This window comes from Pseudoduganella albidiflava, from assembly GCF_004322755.1.
GTDB classification, from domain to species: domain Bacteria; phylum Pseudomonadota; class Gammaproteobacteria; order Burkholderiales; family Burkholderiaceae_D; genus Rugamonas; species Rugamonas albidiflava.
The window spans coordinates 1,576,021-1,592,123 of sequence record NZ_CP036401.1; the positions used below are offsets into that span (position 1 = coordinate 1,576,021).

General features: G+C 67.0%; 16 protein-coding genes. 7 read left to right on the forward strand and 9 right to left on the reverse strand.

Going from position 1 to position 16,103, the window contains the following annotated elements; translation table 11 throughout:
• Positions 1-7 precede the first annotated feature (7 nt).
• From EYF70_RS06770 to EYF70_RS06785, 4 genes are all read right to left on the reverse strand, one after another.
• Positions 8-1,009, reverse strand: a complete 1,002-nt coding sequence (locus EYF70_RS06770; RefSeq protein WP_131144728.1) for an FHA domain-containing protein — start codon at positions 1,007-1,009, stop codon at positions 8-10.
• Complete coding sequence (locus EYF70_RS06775; protein WP_131144729.1) at positions 1,006-2,430, reverse strand: S1 family peptidase; 1,425 nt, start codon at positions 2,428-2,430, stop codon at positions 1,006-1,008. Before EYF70_RS06775 ends, EYF70_RS06770 begins: the two co-directional genes overlap by 4 nt.
• A 118-nt stretch (positions 2,431-2,548) precedes the next feature.
• Positions 2,549-3,208 carry a GTP cyclohydrolase II gene (gene ribA, locus EYF70_RS06780; protein WP_131144730.1) on the reverse strand — a complete coding sequence of 220 codons (660 nt, stop codon included), beginning with the start codon at positions 3,206-3,208 and terminating at the stop codon, positions 2,549-2,551.
• A gap of 235 nt (positions 3,209-3,443) precedes the next feature.
• Positions 3,444-4,145, reverse strand: coding sequence for a pirin family protein (locus tag EYF70_RS06785; RefSeq protein WP_131144731.1), 702 nt, complete (start codon positions 4,143-4,145; stop codon positions 3,444-3,446).
• 140 nt (positions 4,146-4,285) lie between these two features.
• Between EYF70_RS06785 and EYF70_RS06790 the strand changes: the two genes are divergently transcribed.
• The 4 genes from EYF70_RS06790 to EYF70_RS06805 all read left to right on the forward strand — a co-directional run bounded on the left by EYF70_RS06790 (position 4,286) and on the right by EYF70_RS06805 (position 9,507).
• Positions 4,286-5,206: a LysR substrate-binding domain-containing protein gene (locus EYF70_RS06790; protein ID WP_131144732.1), complete on the forward strand. Its 921-nt coding sequence runs from the start codon at positions 4,286-4,288 to the stop codon at positions 5,204-5,206.
• A gap of 130 nt (positions 5,207-5,336) precedes the next feature.
• Positions 5,337-6,323 carry an EAL and HDOD domain-containing protein gene (locus tag EYF70_RS06795; protein ID WP_131144733.1) on the forward strand — a complete coding sequence of 329 codons (987 nt, stop codon included), beginning with the start codon at positions 5,337-5,339 and terminating at the stop codon, positions 6,321-6,323.
• Positions 6,316-8,496, forward strand: coding sequence for a putative bifunctional diguanylate cyclase/phosphodiesterase (locus tag EYF70_RS06800; protein ID WP_131144734.1), 2,181 nt, complete (start codon positions 6,316-6,318; stop codon positions 8,494-8,496). The genes EYF70_RS06795 and EYF70_RS06800 overlap by 8 nt, the downstream gene beginning before the upstream one ends.
• A gap of 66 nt (positions 8,497-8,562) precedes the next feature.
• Positions 8,563-9,507: a DMT family transporter gene (locus tag EYF70_RS06805; protein WP_229420728.1), complete on the forward strand. Its 945-nt coding sequence runs from the start codon at positions 8,563-8,565 to the stop codon at positions 9,505-9,507.
• A gap of 93 nt (positions 9,508-9,600) precedes the next feature.
• Here EYF70_RS06805 and EYF70_RS06810 read toward each other — a convergent pair whose 3' ends face one another.
• The gene (locus EYF70_RS06810; protein WP_131148931.1) at positions 9,601-9,960 is read right to left on the reverse strand and encodes a KGG domain-containing protein; all 360 of its coding nucleotides are present in this window, start codon (positions 9,958-9,960) and stop codon (positions 9,601-9,603) included.
• 281 nt (positions 9,961-10,241) lie between these two features.
• Between EYF70_RS06810 and EYF70_RS06815 the strand changes: the two genes are divergently transcribed.
• A complete protein-coding gene (locus EYF70_RS06815) occupies positions 10,242-10,655 on the forward strand; it encodes a PPC domain-containing DNA-binding protein (protein ID WP_131148932.1) in 414 nt (137 codons plus the stop codon).
• Positions 10,656-10,670: 15 nt separating this feature from the next.
• Here EYF70_RS06815 and EYF70_RS06820 read toward each other — a convergent pair whose 3' ends face one another.
• Complete coding sequence (locus EYF70_RS06820; RefSeq protein WP_131148933.1) at positions 10,671-10,898, reverse strand: DUF3820 family protein; 228 nt, start codon at positions 10,896-10,898, stop codon at positions 10,671-10,673.
• Positions 10,899-11,004: 106 nt separating this feature from the next.
• Between EYF70_RS06820 and EYF70_RS06825 the strand changes: the two genes are divergently transcribed.
• Entirely contained in the window at positions 11,005-12,210 is a 1,206-nt protein-coding gene (locus tag EYF70_RS06825; RefSeq protein WP_131144735.1) for an MFS transporter, read from the forward strand.
• Here the strand turns inward: EYF70_RS06825 and EYF70_RS06830 are convergent.
• On the reverse strand, positions 12,207-12,533 hold the full coding sequence (locus tag EYF70_RS06830; RefSeq protein WP_131144736.1) for a DUF3861 domain-containing protein: 327 nt from the start codon (positions 12,531-12,533) through the stop codon (positions 12,207-12,209). The genes EYF70_RS06825 and EYF70_RS06830 overlap by 4 nt on opposite strands.
• 188 nt (positions 12,534-12,721) lie before the next feature.
• On the opposite strand from EYF70_RS06830, the gene EYF70_RS06835 reads away from it, so the two are divergent.
• Positions 12,722-13,762 (forward strand): PEP-CTERM sorting domain-containing protein, encoded by a 1,041-nt coding sequence (locus EYF70_RS06835; protein WP_165497582.1) that lies wholly within the window; start codon positions 12,722-12,724, stop codon positions 13,760-13,762.
• A gap of 5 nt (positions 13,763-13,767) precedes the next feature.
• On the opposite strand, the gene EYF70_RS06840 is transcribed toward EYF70_RS06835, so the two are convergent.
• Positions 13,768-14,835 carry an acyl-CoA dehydrogenase family protein gene (locus tag EYF70_RS06840; protein ID WP_131144738.1) on the reverse strand — a complete coding sequence of 356 codons (1,068 nt, stop codon included), beginning with the start codon at positions 14,833-14,835 and terminating at the stop codon, positions 13,768-13,770.
• Positions 14,828-16,045 (reverse strand): dGTP triphosphohydrolase, encoded by a 1,218-nt coding sequence (dgt, locus tag EYF70_RS06845; RefSeq protein ID WP_131144739.1) that lies wholly within the window; start codon positions 16,043-16,045, stop codon positions 14,828-14,830. The genes EYF70_RS06840 and dgt overlap by 8 nt, the downstream gene beginning before the upstream one ends.
• Positions 16,046-16,103: the final 58 nt, after the last annotated feature.

The window sequence follows — 16,103 nt, forward strand, 5'->3', positions numbered from 1 at the left end:
GTATCGTTCACTCGGTACTGTCGCCGTCCGATTCGTCCGGTTCGTCCGTCTCGTCGCCCGGCACATCGCGCTTGCGCTCGGCATCGGCTTCCAGCCGCAGGCGCGCGGCGGATCCCATGAAATCGTCCACGCTGTGGTCGGGGCTCTGGCGCACGGCGGGCGGCAGCAGCACCGACATGTACAGTTCATCCGACAGGCGTCCGGTCCCCTGCAGGTTGCTCATCATTTCCAGTCCCGAGCCAAGCGCCAGCAGCACGCCGCAGGCGACCTGCAACCGCCTCGTCGAGATGTGCGGGCGCACGGTGCGCACGTGGAAGTACACCATGCCGCAGACGATCAGGATCGTCATGTGGTTGCCGTAGCGCGTGAAGATCTCGGCGGACCAGGCGAATGCCAGGACCGCCGACAGCACCTTCCAGGCGCCGATGGCCACCAGGCCGGCGCCGAGGATGAACAGGTGCCGCCCGAGCCGCGCATGGCCGCCGAACAGCCGGTTGACCAGCGCCCAGACGCCGCTCCACACCAGGCCGGCGCCCAGGCCGGTGGCGATCGTCAGCAGGTAGCGGATCGCCTGGAAGCCTTCGGTATCGGTCAGTGCCTCGTCCACGCCGAGGAACAGGGCGATCAGCGCCAGCCCGGCCATCGCCGGCGCGCCGCCTTCCCACGCATGCATCGTGGTATCCGTCAGTTCCGGCTCGACCGGGAAGGCGGCGTCGCGCACGCGCAGGCGCGTGTGCCCGAGCCGCACGGCGGTGGTGCCGTCCAGCGCCACCGCGTCCTGGCGCCGGCCGTGCAGCACGATGCCGTTCTGGCTGCCCAGGTCGCGCAGCACGAGGGCGCCGTCGCCGTCCCGTTCCAGTACCGCGTGGCGCGGCGCCGTATGCGCGTCGTCGAGCACGAAGTCATTGTCGTAGCCGCGGCCCAGCGTGACGGGCAGCGATTCGAAGCGCTGCCGGGACAGCACGTCGCCATTGCGGGCCAGGATCTCGATGAAGTAGGGTGCCGTCATTTGACACCCGTGCGCGCCAGCGCTTCGAGGAAGGCGCGCGCGGTACGCATGCCGTTCTCGTAGGACACGCCGCGCGCATCCAGCCGGCTTTGCAGGTTCATCATGCCGTCGTCGGTGCTGGCCGTCAGCAGCGAGAAATCGTACAGGCCGGCAAACTTGCGGTAGGCGCGCACGCACAGCACGGCGCGCATCGGCAGCGAACCGTTCGTCACGAACTGCTCGGTGCATTGCGGGCCGGTCAGCCGGCTGTCCTTGTAGCTGCCGAACGATTCGTTCTTGAACGAGCTCGATGACAGCTGCGCGAAGCGGATCGCATCGAGCCCGGTGCTGCGCAGGTACTGGTGGCGGATGCCGACCGCGCCCGTCTGCAGCGAACCGGAGACGAACACCGACGACTCCATCGTGCAGCTGGTGGTATCGACCGCGAACGGCTTCTCGGTGCGCGAGGTGACCTGGGCGCTGGAATTGCCCCAGCAGCGCATCTGTTCGGTTTCCCGCACCGGCACTTCGTAGGGACCCATGGTCTTCTTCGTCAGCGGGCCGGCCAGCAACTGGTCGACCATCGCTTTCTGGTGCGCCAGCAGCTGCTGCGTGACGACGGCGGTGAAATCCTTGGGCGCCACGGCTTTTTCGCCGACCTGCTTCAGCAGCCGCTGTGCGTAGCGGATCGGCACGAGGAAGCTGACCAGCTCGCCGTCCAGCCGCTTCGCCACGTTGACGCCGGCGACCTGGCCGTCGGCCGTCACGCTGGGGCCGCCGCTCATGCCGGAGTTGATCGGGCCGGTGAACATCAGCTGGTCGTAGAAGCTGCGCGAGATCACGCCGTTATAGGCGCCTTCCGAGATGGCGAAGCCCAGGTCCAGCGGGTTGCCGAGCGAGTACAGGTACTGGCCCTGGGTGAGGCCCACCGCATTTTCCGGCACCTTGAAGAAGCCGGTGCCGTAGCGGTTCACGCGCACCACCGCCAGGTCGTGCAGCACGTCGACGGCCAGCAGCTCGATGTTGCCGCGCTGGCCCGACGTATCGACCCATTCGCCCGTATAGGTTTCCGGGTCGAGCGCGAATTGCGACACCACGTGGTAGTTCGTCAGCACCAGGTTCGATGTGCCGACCAGGAAGCCGGAGCCCACCGAGGATTGCGTGCGGCCGCTTTTCAGCAGCGAACGCACCTGCAGCAGGTCGGCCTTGGCCGCCGCATACAGTTTTTGCGCGGCGGAAGAGGGCGTGGGCAGCGGGGCGGAGTCGCCCTGCGCGCCCGGCGCCGGCACGCGGCGCGGCGCGGGCGCGGGCGCGGCGCCGGGCGGGGCTTGCATGCCCGGCAGCGCTGGTGCCGATGGCGGAACGGGCGCGGCCACTGCGGCGGCACCCCAGGTCACGGTGATCGCGAATTGAACGGTTGCGGCAAGCCGGGTGGGTTTCATGCAGTTCCTGAACTACTTTTCGACAACGAAGAGTGTACCTCAGGAAATCCGGCCGGGGGCGTCGCGGGCCCGCTCGTTACGCTTGGTTACTTTTTCCTTGCTGATCTTAATAGAAAGATCACTGCTCCCCATCGCTCGTGGCGGTGGCCACGACGGGCGACATCATGTGCCCCAGTTTCTGCGCCTTGGTATTCAGGTAATGCTGGTTGAACACGTTGCGGTTGACCAGCAGCGGCACGCGGTCGGCCACGGGCACGCCCAGCTTTTCCATCGCGGCGATCTTGCGGGGGTTGTTCGTCATCAGGCGCAGGCTGCGCACGCCGAACTGGTGCAGCATGGGCGCCACCAGCTCGTAGCTGCGCTGGTCCGGCTTGAAGCCGAGCTGTTCGTTGGCCTGCACCGTGTCGGCGCCCGCTTCCTGCAGCCGGTAGGCGCGCATCTTGTTCAGCAGGCCGATGCCGCGGCCTTCCTGGCGCAGGTACAGCAGCACGCCGCGGCCCTCGGCGGCGATGCGCTGCAGCGCGCCTTCGAGCTGGGCGCCGCAGTCGCAGCGCTGGGAAAACAGCACGTCGCCCGTCAGGCACTCGCTGTGCACGCGCGCCAGCACGGGTGCGCCATCGCCGATATCGCCCAGCACCATCGCCAGGTGTTCCTTGCCGGTCGAATGTTCGATGAACGCATGCAGCGTGAACTCCGCCCACGGCGTGGGCAGCGCGCACGAGGTGACGTATTCGAGATCGGCGGCGGGATCAACGGGGATTTCAGCAACGGGCTGCATGGCTAAGCTCTTTTGATAGGGACGGTATAGCCCCTCATCATAACAAAAATTGTGCTTTCGGCCCGGCGGCGGCCGGCCGGGGGGGCGGCGATCCCGGGGCCGGGCACGAAAGTGGACACGCGTCCTGTTGTTGCAAGCCATCACAACTGGGTTCATGCCCACCGAAGGAGTCAAGCCAGCGTGCCCGGCCCCGCGGTGGGGACGGGCTCGCCGTTACATCAAGCCTGGCCTGGCATCAATACGGCAGGTCGAACACCAGCACCTCGGCCGCCTCGGCCTGGTCCAGCTTCACCTGCGTTTCGCGGGTGATCTTCAGTGCGTCGCCGCTTTTCAGCGCGGTGCCGTTGACGCTGACCGTGCCGCGGATCACGTGCACATAACTGGTACGCTCATCGTCCAGGAGGTGCGTCACGCTGTCCGCCTCGTTCAGGATGGTGGCGTAGATCCGCGCATCCTGGTGGATCACCACCGAACCGTCCCGGCCGTCGGGCGAGGCGATCAGGCGCAGCTTGCCCTGCTTGCTGTCCGGCGAAAAGTGCTTTTCCTCGTAGCCCGGAGCGATGCCGGTTTCCGACGGCTGGATCCAGATCTGCAGGAAGTGCACGCGCTCGGTGGACGAGTGGTTGAACTCGCTGTGCCGCACGCCGGTGCCGGCCGTCATGCGCTGCACGTCGCCGTAGCGCAGCACGCTGCCGTTGCCCATGCTGTCCTTGTGTTCCAGCGCGCCTTCCAGGACGTAGGAAATGATTTCCATGTCGCGGTGGCCGTGCGTGCCGAAGCCCTGGCCCGGCATCACCTTGTCCTCGTTGACCACCAGCAGCGGGCCAAAGCCCATGTGGCGCGGATCGTGGTAATGGCCGAACGAGAAAGTATGGCGCGAATCGAGCCAGCCGTGGTTGGCGGCACCGCGTTCTTCACTGCGACGGACTTCTTGCATGATATGCTCCTTGGTTGTTGTTTGCGATCGTTTCGAACACACCGTTCAGTGTGTTGTCAGCTCGGATGAAGAGAGTATAGGCGGGTGCAAACGATTAAAAAAACGGAAAATTTACCCCTGTATTATCGAAAAAATCGAATATGCTCAGACTCAGCCTTGAAGCCCTGCAGATCGTCGATGCGATCGACCGCCGTGGCTCGTTTTCCGCGGCCGGCAAGGAATTGCACCGCGTCCCTTCGACCATTTCGTACACTGTGGGCAAACTCGAGGACGATCTCGGGGTGCAGGTGTTCGAGCGCAACGGCCCGAAAGTGGAGTTGACGAAAGCCGGCCGCGAACTGCTGAAGGAAGGGCGCTACCTGCTGCGCGCCGCGCAAGACCTGGAACACCGCGTGCGGCGCGTGGCGTCCGGCTGGGAAACCGAGCTGGCGATCGGCCACGATTCGATGTTTTCCAGCCTGGCGTTCGGCGACGATATCCGCGCCTTCTACGAAGTCGCCCAGCAGACCCGCCTGCGCATCGTGCGCGAAGCGCTGTCCGGCACGTGGGAAGCCCTGCTGGACCGGCGCGTCGACCTGGTGGTCGGCGCGCCTGGCGACGGCCCCGCCGGCGGCGGCTATGTATCCGAGCCCATCGGCACGCTGGCCTGGGTCTTCGCCGTGGCGCCGTCCCACCCGCTGGCCGCGGTGGAAGGCCGGCTGGGCCGCACGCACCTGCAGCAGTATCGCGCCGTGGCGATGGCGGATTCGGCGCGGCAGATGGCGCCCCGCACCGTCGGCCTGCTGCTGGGGCAGGATACGCTGACGGTTCCCGACATGGCGTCCAAGGTGCAGTACCAGGTGGCCGGCCTGGGCTTCGGCTTCCTGCCCGAGCCCTGCGCGCGCGCGGCGATCGCCGCCGGCCTGCTGGTGGAAAAGGAGGTCGAGGAACCGAAACCGGACGAGACGTTCTACCTGGCCTGGCGCACCGGCGAAACCGGCGCCGCGCTGCAATGGTGGCTGGCGCGGATGCGTGCCGGCGCGCTGTTCGACCGCATGTGCCGGCACCTTCCCGCAGCATGATTGCGATGCGTCAATAAGGCGCGTGAAGCCAAGAACTTTCGTGATATTGAGTTGCGGTAACTGTTGACTGTCGCCAATTGTTCGAGGGTAAGATCCTGTTCGTCGCTCAGCGCCTTCCAGGGATTTGCCCATGACTATGTTCTTTTTGCAGTTGCTTGCCGATCGCCATGGCAAACCCGCCGGCCTGCTGCTGCTCGCGCACCACCAGCCAGGTGAGCAGCCCGGTGGCCAGCCCGGTGGCCAGCCGCATGGCCCCGCGCAAGCGCTGCTTCGCCTGGCGACGAAAACCGCCTGCTTCTACCGTACCGAGCTGGCCGAGTCCTTTGCCGCGCCGTTGCGGCAGGCGGGCTGGCACGAATTGCCGTCCGGCCGCACCGCGCGCGCCGACACGGCCCTCGTCGGCACCTTGCCCGGCCATGTGCAATGGATCGAGGGCGACTGGGCGCTGGCGCCGCCGAAGCGGCCCGCCGGCAATGGCGCGGCGTCGCGCGCGCTGGCGCTGCGCCTGGTGCAGCGCGTGAACGCGGATGCGGATACCTGCGAGATCGAGGAACTGCTGCGCCACGATGCCACGCTGTCGTATCACCTGCTGCGGCTGGTGAATTCGCTCGGCCTGGTCAATGGCCGCAAGGTACTGAGCTTTTCCCAGGCCATCCTGCTGCTGGGCCGCCAGCAGTTGCGCCGCTGGCTGAACCTGATGCTGTTCGCCGCCCGCGGCGATGAACGGTCGGCCGTGCTGCTGGCACGGGTATCGGTGCGGGCACGGCTGATGGAACTGCTGGCCCGCGCCACCGGCCTGGACCGGCCGCACCAGGAGCTGGCATTCATGGCCGGCATGTTTTCGCTGCTGGGCGTGCTGTTCGGCGCGCCGCTGGCCGACGTGCTGGCGCCGCTGGCCATCGACGATGGCGTGCAGCGCGCGCTGCTGCATCGCCAAGGCGAGCTGGGCGCGTTGCTGGCGCTGGTGGAAGCGGCGGAACGGGCCGAGTTCGATACGGTGTGCGCCGCGCTCGACCGGGCCCGGCTGCCTGCCACCGAGTTCAACGACATGGTGGTCGAGGCCAGCGACTGGATGCTGGCCGTGACCTGCGGCGTGACGGGCGGTTCCCATGGATGACACGGTGATCGCGCGCTGCCTGGCGCTGTGCCGCACGGCCCGCTCGCTGCGGGGCGCCGCCCTGGCGAGCACGCTGGGCGAGCTGGAGGGGGAGCTTGGCGAACTGGCCGGTGCGGCGGCGGGCCAGCCAGCGCCCGGCGAAGTGGCCGAAGCGGCCGAACCCGCCGAGGCAGCGCTGGAACTCGACCTGGCCGGCTACATCACCGCCTGGAACGCCGGCGCCGCCGGCATGTTCGGCTACACGGCCGGGGAAGCGCTCGGCCGGCATGTCCTGTGCCTGTACACGGACGACGACGAGGAAGGCAGCATCACCGAACTGGTCGGGGAAACCGGCCGGGCCAGCGCCGAAGTGCTCCGCCGCAGGAAATCCGGCGAGACGATCCGGGTGCGTCTCGCCATCACGCTGGTAAAGGATGGCATGGGCGATCCGGCCGGCATGCACGTGGCGCTGGCGCGGATCGAGGACCGCCTCTCGGCTGCCGACAAGGCCAGCCTGCATGCCCGCATCATCGAAGACACCGACCAGGGCGTTCTGGTCACCGATGCGGACGAACGCATCGTCTCCGTCAACGGTGCGTTCACCCGCATCACCGGCTACACGATGGCCGAGGCGATCGGCAACACGCCCGACCTGCTGCGCTCCGGCGTGCATGACAAAGGCTTTGCCGCGCAGGTCCGCGCCGTGCTGCGCGGCGCGGCGCCATGGCGCGGCGAAATCGTCGGCCGCCGCAAGAACGGCGAGCTGTTCCCCCAGGCCGTGGCGATCGGCGCCGTGCGCAACGAGGCGGGCACGATCAGCCACAGCTATTCGCTGTTCACCGACATCAGCGTGCGCAAGGATGCCGAGGCGCGCGTGCAGCGCATGGTCAGCCACGACGCGCTGACCGGCCTGCCGAACCAGGGCTTGCTGATGCAGTTGCTGGGGCAGGCGATGACCGAGGCGCGGCGCAACCACGAACCCGGCGCGCTGCTGGTGGTGGAAGTCACGCGGCTGGGCGGCATCGCCGACACGCTGGGCCACGACGTGGGCAACGCATTGCTGGTCGAGGCGGCCCGTTTGCTGCGCTCCCGGCTGCGCGAGGGCGACATCCTGGCGCGGCTGGGCGGCGGCAAGTTCGCCATCGCGCTGCCGCGCATCGACCGGCGCGAACATGCCGCGCTGGTGGCGCGCAAGCTGGTCGACGCGCTGGCCGCGCCGGTCGCCGTCGGCAAGCACGCGCTGCAGGTAGGCACCCAGGTGGGCATCGCCGTCTGGCCCGAGGATGCGCAGGAACCCGGCGCGCTGCTGCGCGGCGCCGACGTGGCCGCGGCGCGCGCCGGCACCGGCATGGAACCGGCGCTGCTGTTCTTTTCCGAAGAGATGAACCAGCGCGTCAAGGAGCACCTGCGCATCGAAAGCGAATTGCGCGAAGCGCTGGCGAACGGCGAGCTGCTGCTGTACTACCAGCCCAAGGTCAGCCTCCGCACCGGCCGGATCGTCGGCGCCGAGGCGCTGCTGCGCTGGCGCCATCCGGTGCGCGGGCTGATTTCGCCGGGCGTGTTCATCCCGGTGGCGGAAGAAACCGGCTTGATCATGGAACTCGGCAACTGGGTCATCGAGGAAGCCTGCCGGCAGATCCGGCGATGGCGCGAGGCGGGCCTGGCCATGCCGCCGGTCGCCATCAACCTGTCGGCGCGCCAGTTCGACCGGGGCCTGCCGCAGCGCATGGCTGACGCGCTGGAACGCCACGGCGTGCACCCGGGGCAGGTGATGCTGGAGATCACCGAAAGCCTGCTGGTGCGCGGCGCCGACAGCGTGATCGCGATCATGAACGAGCTGGTGGCGATGGGCCTGGCGCTGGCGCTGGACGACTTCGGCACCGGTTACTCGAGCCTGGCGTACCTGAAGAAATTCCCGATCAGCACGCTCAAGATCGACCGCGCCTTCGTCACCGGCTTGCCGCACGAGGAAGATGACTGCGCGATCGCGCGGGCCATCGTCACGATGGCCCAGCAGATGCGGCAGGAGATCGTCGCCGAAGGGGTGGAGACGCGGGAACAGATGGCCTTCCTGCGCGAGCTGGGCTGCGACCAGCTGCAGGGCTACCTGTTCAGCCAGCCGATCCCCGCCGCCGATTTCGAACGCATGATGGGCGATGGCCATCGCCTGGCGCTGGCTCCACCGGATCGCTGAACGCTGGCTCTTGGAAGGCGCCTCCGGCACGGCGAGAATGGTCCTTCGATAACAGACGAGGGAATCATGGAAACCATGGATGCACCGGGCGCGGCCATCAGGCGCGCCGACGCGGGCCAGCTGGTGCTGGTGGCGGCAATCTGGGGCGCATCGTACCTGTTCATCCGCATCGCGGCACCGGCCTTCGGCCCGGTCGCGATGGCCGGCGCACGGGCACTGCTGGCGGCGCTGATGATGCTGCCGCTGCTGCTGTGGCAGGGCCTGGGCGGCACGGCGCTGCGCCACTGGAAGGGCATCGCGCTGGTCGGCGTGACCAATGTGGCGCTGCCTTTCCTCCTGTTCAATTTCGCCGCGCTGGCGATTCCGGCCGGGCTGTCGTCCATCCTGTCGTCGACCACGCCGCTGTTCGCCGCGCTGATCGGTGCCATCTGGCTCGGCGAAGCCCTGACGTTGCAGCGGATGGCGGGCCTGGCCATCGGTTTCGCCGGCGTGCTGCTGCTGGTGGCGGACAAGGTGCACCTGGGCCAGGGGCCTCTGTGGCAAACGCTGGCGGCCAGCGTTGCCTGCCTGGCCGCGACGATGCTGTACGGCTTCACGGGCAACTTTACCCGGCGCTACCTGGCGCACGTGCCGCCGGTGGCCGTGGCGGCCGGCAGCCAGGTCGCGGCCGCCGCGCTGCTGGCCATGCCGATGGCGGTGACCTGGCCGGACACGATGCCGTCCACGCATGCCTGGACAGCGCTGCTGGCACTGTGCGCGCTGTGCACTACCTTTGCCTACGTGCTGTTCTACGGCATGGTCGCGCGCCTCGGCGCCAGCCGGGCCATGAGCGCGCTGTTCCTGATCCCCGCGTTCGGGGTACTGTGGGGCGGCGTGTTCCTGGACGAACCCTTCACGGCGCGGATGGCGGCCTGCTGCGGCGTGATCCTGTCCGGCTGCGCGCTGACGATGGGCTTCGTGAAACTGCCGGGGTGGCGGCGTGCGCGGGTGGCAGGGCGCGCACCGCGGTGAAGGGATAACGGGAAAGCCGCTCCGTGGAGCGGCTTTCGATGTTTCCGAATGGCCGGAAATTGCGCCTTGGCGCGGCGGGAAAGCGCTCAGCGCTTAGCCCTTGTCATTCTTGTGGCTTTGACGGCCGGCCTGGGCATGCTGCTCGGGCGTACCGCCCCGGGTGCCGCCACCGCTCGACCCCTGGTTGCCCTGGCTACCCTGATTGCCGCCGCTGGAACCCTGGTTGCCGCTCTGGCGATTACCGTCGTTCTTGTGGCTCATGCTGCCGGCCTTGCGTGCCTCTTCCGAGGTAAACTCGTGGGCATTGCCGGAAGCGTGCGCTGCGCGGCCGCCTTCGGAGGCGATTTCGCGCTGGCGTTGTGGGTCCATGGAGGCAAAGCCGCGATTGCTGGTATCGCCGCTCTGGTTGTTGCCCTTGTTGCCGCCCTGGTTATTGCCTTCTTTAGATGCCATGGTTATCTCCTTGAATGTGATGAACATTGCACATCCTTTACCTGACCTGTCGTCACGCCTGGAACCGCGTGCAAAGTCGTGTAAGGGAGCGCTCATCTTAGGCCCATCGGATGGACGTTTTTATAAGAGGTCAGGACAGTGCCTTGTAGGACAATGCCGCATATAAAAGTAACACAGCAATTAGAAAATGTAACACTCATAGCCCTGCCGGAACCCCCATGACTTCCTCCGCAACGCCAGCGTTTTCCCTTCCTTCCCAGGCCGGCCCGGCCCCTGTCGCGATGCAGACGCAGCCCTTGCGCCTGGGCCCCGGGAATGACTTGCGCGGCGCCATCGAAACGCTGCTGCGGCCGCATGGCGCCGCCTTCGTATTGCAGGGCATCGGCTCGCTGTCGGTCGCGCGGCTGCGCCTGGCCGGCCGGGCGCAAGCCGATGAGCTGGTGGGCGATATCGAAATCCTCACGCTGGCCGGTTCCGTCTCGCCGGACGGCGCGCACCTGCACATGACCATCGCCGACGCGGATGGGCGCGTGCTCGGCGGCCACGTCGCTCCCGGCTGCACGGTGCGCACCACGGTGGAGTTGCTGGCGGCCGTGCTGCCGGCGCACGTTTTTGGCAGGAAGGTCGATCCCGCGACCGGCTATCCCGAGCTCGTCGTCCGCAGTGAAGGCGACGAACCGTCGATCCCCGGCTGACGAAGCCTGCCGCCGTTACCGGCCAGCCGGAAGGCTGGCCCTCAACGGATCGAGCAAGCCGCGCAGGTTGTTATGGTCGAGCTCATACATCAGCGCCAGCAGCGCCCCCAGCTGGCCTCCGGGAAAACCCTCGCGGGCCAGCCAGCCCAGGTAGTGGCCGGGCAGGTCGGCCAGCTTGCGCCCCTGGTATTTTCCATAGGGCATTTCGCAGACAAGGAGCAGGGCAAGGGCTTCACTATTCATGGAGATTGTTGCGTACGAGTCAAAGAACTTCTGCTTGAAAGGGTATTTTTCGAAAGAATGACTTCCGTGATACTGCACGGCATCCGTCACTTTACAGGAGTCATCCATGCCCATCGCCTTGCTGGCGCTGACGATCAGCGCCTTCGCCATCGGCACCACCGAATTCGTCATCGTCGGGCTGCTGCCCACCATCGCCGCCGACCTGGGTGTCACGCTGCCGTCGGCGGGCCTGCTCGTCAGCCTGTATGCGCTGGGCGTGGCCGTCGGCGCCCCGGTGCTGACGGCGCTCACGGGCAAGCTGCCGCGCAAGATCCTGCTGCTGGCGCTGATGGTGCTGTTCACCGCCGGCAACCTGCTGGCGTGGCAGGCGCCCGGCTACGAGTCGCTGGTGGCCGCGCGCATCCTCACCGGCCTGGCGCACGGCGTCTTCTTCTCGATCGGTTCCACCATCGCCACCTCGCTGGTGCCGAAGGACAGGGCGGCCAGCGCGATCGCCATCATGTTCACCGGCCTGACGGTGGCGCTGGTCACCGGCGTGCCGCTGGGTACCTTCATCGGCCAGCACTTCGGCTGGCGCGAAACCTTCCTGGCCGTGTCGGCGCTCGGTGTCGTCGCCTTCCTCGGCAGCCTGCTGTTCGTGCCGAAGGACATCCAGCACAGCAAGCCGGCGTCGCTGCTGGCGCAGGCGCGGGTGCTGGGGCAGCCCCGCCTGCTGCTGGTCTATGCCATGACGGCGGTCGGCTACGGCGGCTCGTTCATCGCGTTCACCTTCCTCGCGCCGATCCTGCAGCAGGTGGCCGGCTTTGGCGAGAGCGCCGTCGGCGCTGTGATGCTGGTATATGGCGTGTCGGTGGCGGCCGGCAATATCTGGGGCGGCAGGCTGGCCGACCGGCGTGGCCCGATCGGCGCATTGAAGATCATCTTCCTGGGCCTGGCCGCCGTGCTGCTGGCGCTGACCTTCACCGCGCCGCACCCGTGGCTGGTGGTGCTGACGGTCCTGCTGTGGGGCGCGGTGGCATTCGGCAACGTGGCCGGTCTGCAGGTCTACGTGGTGCGGCAGGCGGAACACTACACGCCGCGCGCCGTCGACGTGGCATCGGGCCTGAACATCGCCGCCTTCAACCTCGGCATTGCCGGCGGTGCCTGGGGCGGCGGCCACATCGTCGACCGGCTCGGCCTCGTGCATACCGGCTGGATCGGCGCGCTGGTGGTGCTGGTGGCTTACGGCCTGACGGTACTGTCCGGCCGGCTGGACCGGCAGGACCCGCGGCCGGCCGTGTCAGGCAAACCGGTGCACGCGGCAGCCCATTAAGGCGTTTCGGGGTCCGGAGAGGACTCGTCCGGTGTCGCGGGGCCTTTTTTCAGGTGCTTCATGAACTGCTTGAAATGCGGCTGCAATTCGGTGAACAAGGGGTGGTCCCGGTTCTCCAGCATCACTTCGGAAAACAGCTTCAGCCCGACGGCCAGCGACGTGGCGGTCGCCGCGTCGAAATCGCCGCGCCCGCGCATCCGTTCGACGATGGCGAAAAGGTCGTCATGGTTGCCGGTCTCGAACGTCAGCGGATCGCGCGTGACCGGGTTGCCGCCCGGGTCTTGCAGGTGTTCGACGGTGATGCGGTAGCGGTGCTGTTTCATCGGCTTCTCCGGGTGAACGCATGACAAGACTGGAGCTTATCAGCGGTCCTCGCGGAGCGGCGGCCGCCTGCCGCACGGGCATGCGCGCTGGCGCGAAGCGGCCAGGTGGTGTCCGGACAACACTTGCAGGCAGCAACCTAGGTTTATGGCATACATTGCATGTATTTCAATCAATAGAGTCGAAACTCATGCGCAAACTGGCAGTTTCATTGTGTTTCTCGCTGGCGACACTGCCGGCAGTGGCCGCACCGGACTATACGATGACGGTGGTCGCCGATCTCGGTTCCTACAACGTGCAGGGCATGAACAATAGCGGGATCGGCATCGGCTATGACTACGGCATCAACGCTCCGCTGATGTTCAGCCGGGATGGCATTACCGCCATGCCGATCGCGTTGCCGGGGCAACACACACCGCGGGCCATCAATGACGCGAACACTTTTGTCGGAACGACAACCCTTGACTCCTGGCACTACCGAGCCTTCGTGATGCGGGACGGCGTATACCGCGATATCGGCGGATCGCAGGATCTCCTCAGCACAGCCCGGGACATCAACAATGCCGAAACGGTGCTGGTCAACTATGTTCGTACCGACAGGAAAGGGGACGTAAACGGCAGCTACATCGTGAATGCGGACGGCAGCACGGTGGACCTGGGTATGCTGGGTTCGAATGGCGACACGTATGGGATCGCAATCAATGACCAGGGACAAGTGGCAGGAGTGACGCGAGATACCGACGAACGCTTCGTGCCGTTCCTCTGGGAAAACGGCACGATGACCACCCTTGGTGGACTCGTCCGCGGAGAATTCAGCAATAATATCAGCGGCATTTCCGAGCTCGGCCATGTACTCGGGACTGAAACTGACTGGTTCGGCAGCCGGGCCTGGGTCATCAAGGATGGCGGCATCGAGCACTACGACTACCTGTCGCGCATCTTCCATATCGATTCGGCCGGCCGGATCTATGGCCGTGACCACGATTTCAATGCCGTGATCGTCGAGGGCGACACCATCACCCGCATCGCCGACCTGGTCGATGGGGCGCCCGGCCTGACCTTCGGCGTGGATGCCATCAACGAGCACGGCGAAATCCTGACGGCCAGGTGCATCAACGGCGATTGCGACAGCCTGGTGATGCTCACGCCGGTACCGGAGCCTTCCACGTACGCGATGCTGCTGCTGGGTGGCCTCGCCTTGTACGGCCACGCGCGCAGGCGCCGCGACTGACCACCTCAGTCGGGCAGCAATAGCGCATGCTGTGTGGCGGTATGAAAATCGCGCCACACGCGGTTGATCTCCGCATCTTCGCGCGCCGCCTGCAGGCCGCAGTAAGGGTACAGGCTGTCGACGGTACGGCGGCAGGTATCCACCAGCTGCAACGATACCCGCTGCAGGCCCGCTTCGTCCGCAAGCGTGTGGCGCACCACGGCGTCCCACGCGCGGTCGAGCACTTCGTACAAGGCGGTGCAGTGTTCGGCCAGTTCCTCCCGCGCCAGGGCCAGGCGCGCCGCCACCGCGGGCACTTCGCCGAGCGGCACGCCGCTGCCATGCTGGCGCCGCGCGGCGACCAGCGGCCCGGCCAGCGCCAGGAAATGCCTGGCCATGCCCAGCAGGTTGGCGGCCAGCGTCACGTAGGCCAGCGCCATGAACGGGAAGCGGTACAGCGGCCCATCGGCCGTCGCATGGGCCGCGTCGATCGTGAAGCCGTGGCTGGCCGGTATCCGCGCGCCATCCAGGCGGTAGGCGTGCGAGGCCGAGGCGCGCAGGCCGATCGCCTGCCACGAAGCCTCCAGCGCCACGTGCCGCGCCGGCACGATGAAGGCGCGGATGCGTGGCTTGCCCTGTTCGTCGCGCAGCACTTCGCCGCGCTCGCGCAGCACGGCGTTCAGCGTGAAGTGCGTGGCCATCGGCGCGCCGCTCGCGTAGTCCCACCGGCCGGTGATCACGACATCGTCGCCATCGATATCGGCGAAGCCGGTCGGCGCGCCGCTGCCGGCCAGGCACACGCCCGGCGTGGCCATGATCCCGCGTGCCAGGGCAGGGGGCAGGAAGCCGGCAAACCAGCCGGCGCCGGCGCACAGCGTGACCACCCATCCCAGGCTGCCATCGGTGGCGGCAATTTCCTCTTCCAGCCGGACCACCTCGGGCAGCGGCAGCTCGGCGCCGCCGGCGGCGCGCGGCGCCAGCATCGTCAGCCAGCCGTGCGCATGGAGGCGCGCCTGCTGTTCCGGCAAGAGGAAGCCTGCCAGCTCGGCCTCGCGCCAGGGATCGCCGGCGCCGCCGATCGTGCCGTCATCCATAGATGCGCTCCAGGCTGCCCTTGCCGAAGTACTTTTCATATTCCACGGCGGCGTTCACATCCATCATGCCGGCCAGGTAGTCGAGCACCAGCCGTTCGCGGGAATCCTTCAGGCAGCGCAGTTCCGCCGGCAGCAGCACGTTGTCGCGGTTGTAGCGCCGGTCGGTCAGCACCTCGAACAGGCCGCGGATGATCTTCTCGCCCCGTTTCTCGTACAGCTGCACATCCTTCTTGCGCAGGATCGCCTTCCACAGCAGCGTCTTCAGGCCGCGCGCCAGCGGCCCCATGCTGCGGTAGCCGAGTTCCTGGCCGTGCGCGCCATCGATGACGGCGATGTCGCGGCACAGTTCGTGCACGATCTGCGACGTCATTTCCTTGCGCAGCACGATCGAGTATTCCTCCGAACTGGCCTGCGCCTCGCTTTTCAGCGCTTCCTCGTGCGCGCCGTGGGCGATGCGCGAGAACGGCTCGAAGGCATCGGCGAAGTCGCGGCTGATGCGGAACTCGTGCAGGATCTCGCCCCACGTGATGATGCCGAAGCTCATCGCGTCTTCCAGGTCGTGGGCGGCATACGCGATCTCGTCGGACAGGTCCATGATCTGCGCGTCGATCGTCTTGCGGATCGCCAGGCCATGGCGTGCCAGCTCGCCGGACAGGAAATGGAAATCCTCGTCGTACAGGAACTTCCGGGGATTGTCGGCGCGGCGGTAGAAATACTTGGTGATGCCGGCCAGCGTGCGCACCGTCAGGTTCAGGCCCGGGTAGGCATGGTGCTTCTTCTCCAGCGTGCGCAGGATGCGGAACGCCTGCGCATTGCCTTCGAAGCCGCCATGCTCCTTGCCCAGTTCATCGAGGATGCGTTCGCCATAGTGGCCGAACGGCGGATTGCCCAGGTCGTGCGCCAGCGCGCAGGTTTCCGCCACCACGCTGCGTTCCAGTCCCAGGTCGGCGGCGATCGAACGGGCGATCTGGGCCACTTCCAGGCTGTGCGTGAGCCGGTTGCGGTTGAAGTTGCTGGCATCCACGCCTAGCAGTTGCATCTTGCCCTGCAGCCGGCGGAACGACGATGAATACAGCACGCGCGCGTAGTCGCGCATGCATTCCTCGCGGCCCTCGGCGCGGCCATCGGCCTGCGCATGGACGCGCACTTCCAGCGGCAGGATCAGCGCTTCCTGCTCGCGCGCGAATTGTCGTGTTGCGGCACTGTACATGGTGGTTCCTCTTTCAGCTGCGCCGATTGTAGCCGGCCGCCGGTGTATATTGCTGCCG

Coding starts and splice junctions, on each gene's coding strand:
- EYF70_RS06795 (WP_131144733.1), top strand. CDS start 5,337: ATGACTATGTTCTTTTTGCAGTTGCTTGCCGATCGCCATGGCAAACCC.
- EYF70_RS06810 (WP_131148931.1), bottom strand. CDS start 9,960: ATGGCATCTAAAGAAGGCAATAACCAGGGCGGCAACAAGGGCAACAAC.
- ribA (WP_131144730.1), bottom strand. CDS start 3,208: ATGCAGCCCGTTGCTGAAATCCCCGTTGATCCCGCCGCCGATCTCGAA.
- EYF70_RS06825 (WP_131144735.1), top strand. CDS start 11,005: ATGCCCATCGCCTTGCTGGCGCTGACGATCAGCGCCTTCGCCATCGGC.
- EYF70_RS06785 (WP_131144731.1), bottom strand. CDS start 4,145: ATGCAAGAAGTCCGTCGCAGTGAAGAACGCGGTGCCGCCAACCACGGC.
- EYF70_RS06800 (WP_131144734.1), top strand. CDS start 6,316: ATGGATGACACGGTGATCGCGCGCTGCCTGGCGCTGTGCCGCACGGCC.
- EYF70_RS06820 (WP_131148933.1), bottom strand. CDS start 10,898: ATGAATAGTGAAGCCCTTGCCCTGCTCCTTGTCTGCGAAATGCCCTAT.
- EYF70_RS06805 (WP_229420728.1), top strand. CDS start 8,563: ATGGAAACCATGGATGCACCGGGCGCGGCCATCAGGCGCGCCGACGCG.
- EYF70_RS06830 (WP_131144736.1), bottom strand. CDS start 12,533: ATGAAACAGCACCGCTACCGCATCACCGTCGAACACCTGCAAGACCCG.
- EYF70_RS06840 (WP_131144738.1), bottom strand. CDS start 14,835: ATGGATGACGGCACGATCGGCGGCGCCGGCGATCCCTGGCGCGAGGCC.
- EYF70_RS06790 (WP_131144732.1), top strand. CDS start 4,286: ATGCTCAGACTCAGCCTTGAAGCCCTGCAGATCGTCGATGCGATCGAC.
- dgt (WP_131144739.1), bottom strand. CDS start 16,045: ATGTACAGTGCCGCAACACGACAATTCGCGCGCGAGCAGGAAGCGCTG.
- EYF70_RS06815 (WP_131148932.1), top strand. CDS start 10,242: ATGCAGACGCAGCCCTTGCGCCTGGGCCCCGGGAATGACTTGCGCGGC.
- EYF70_RS06775 (WP_131144729.1), bottom strand. CDS start 2,430: ATGAAACCCACCCGGCTTGCCGCAACCGTTCAATTCGCGATCACCGTG.
- EYF70_RS06835 (WP_165497582.1), top strand. CDS start 12,722: ATGCGCAAACTGGCAGTTTCATTGTGTTTCTCGCTGGCGACACTGCCG.
- EYF70_RS06770 (WP_131144728.1), bottom strand. CDS start 1,009: ATGACGGCACCCTACTTCATCGAGATCCTGGCCCGCAATGGCGACGTG.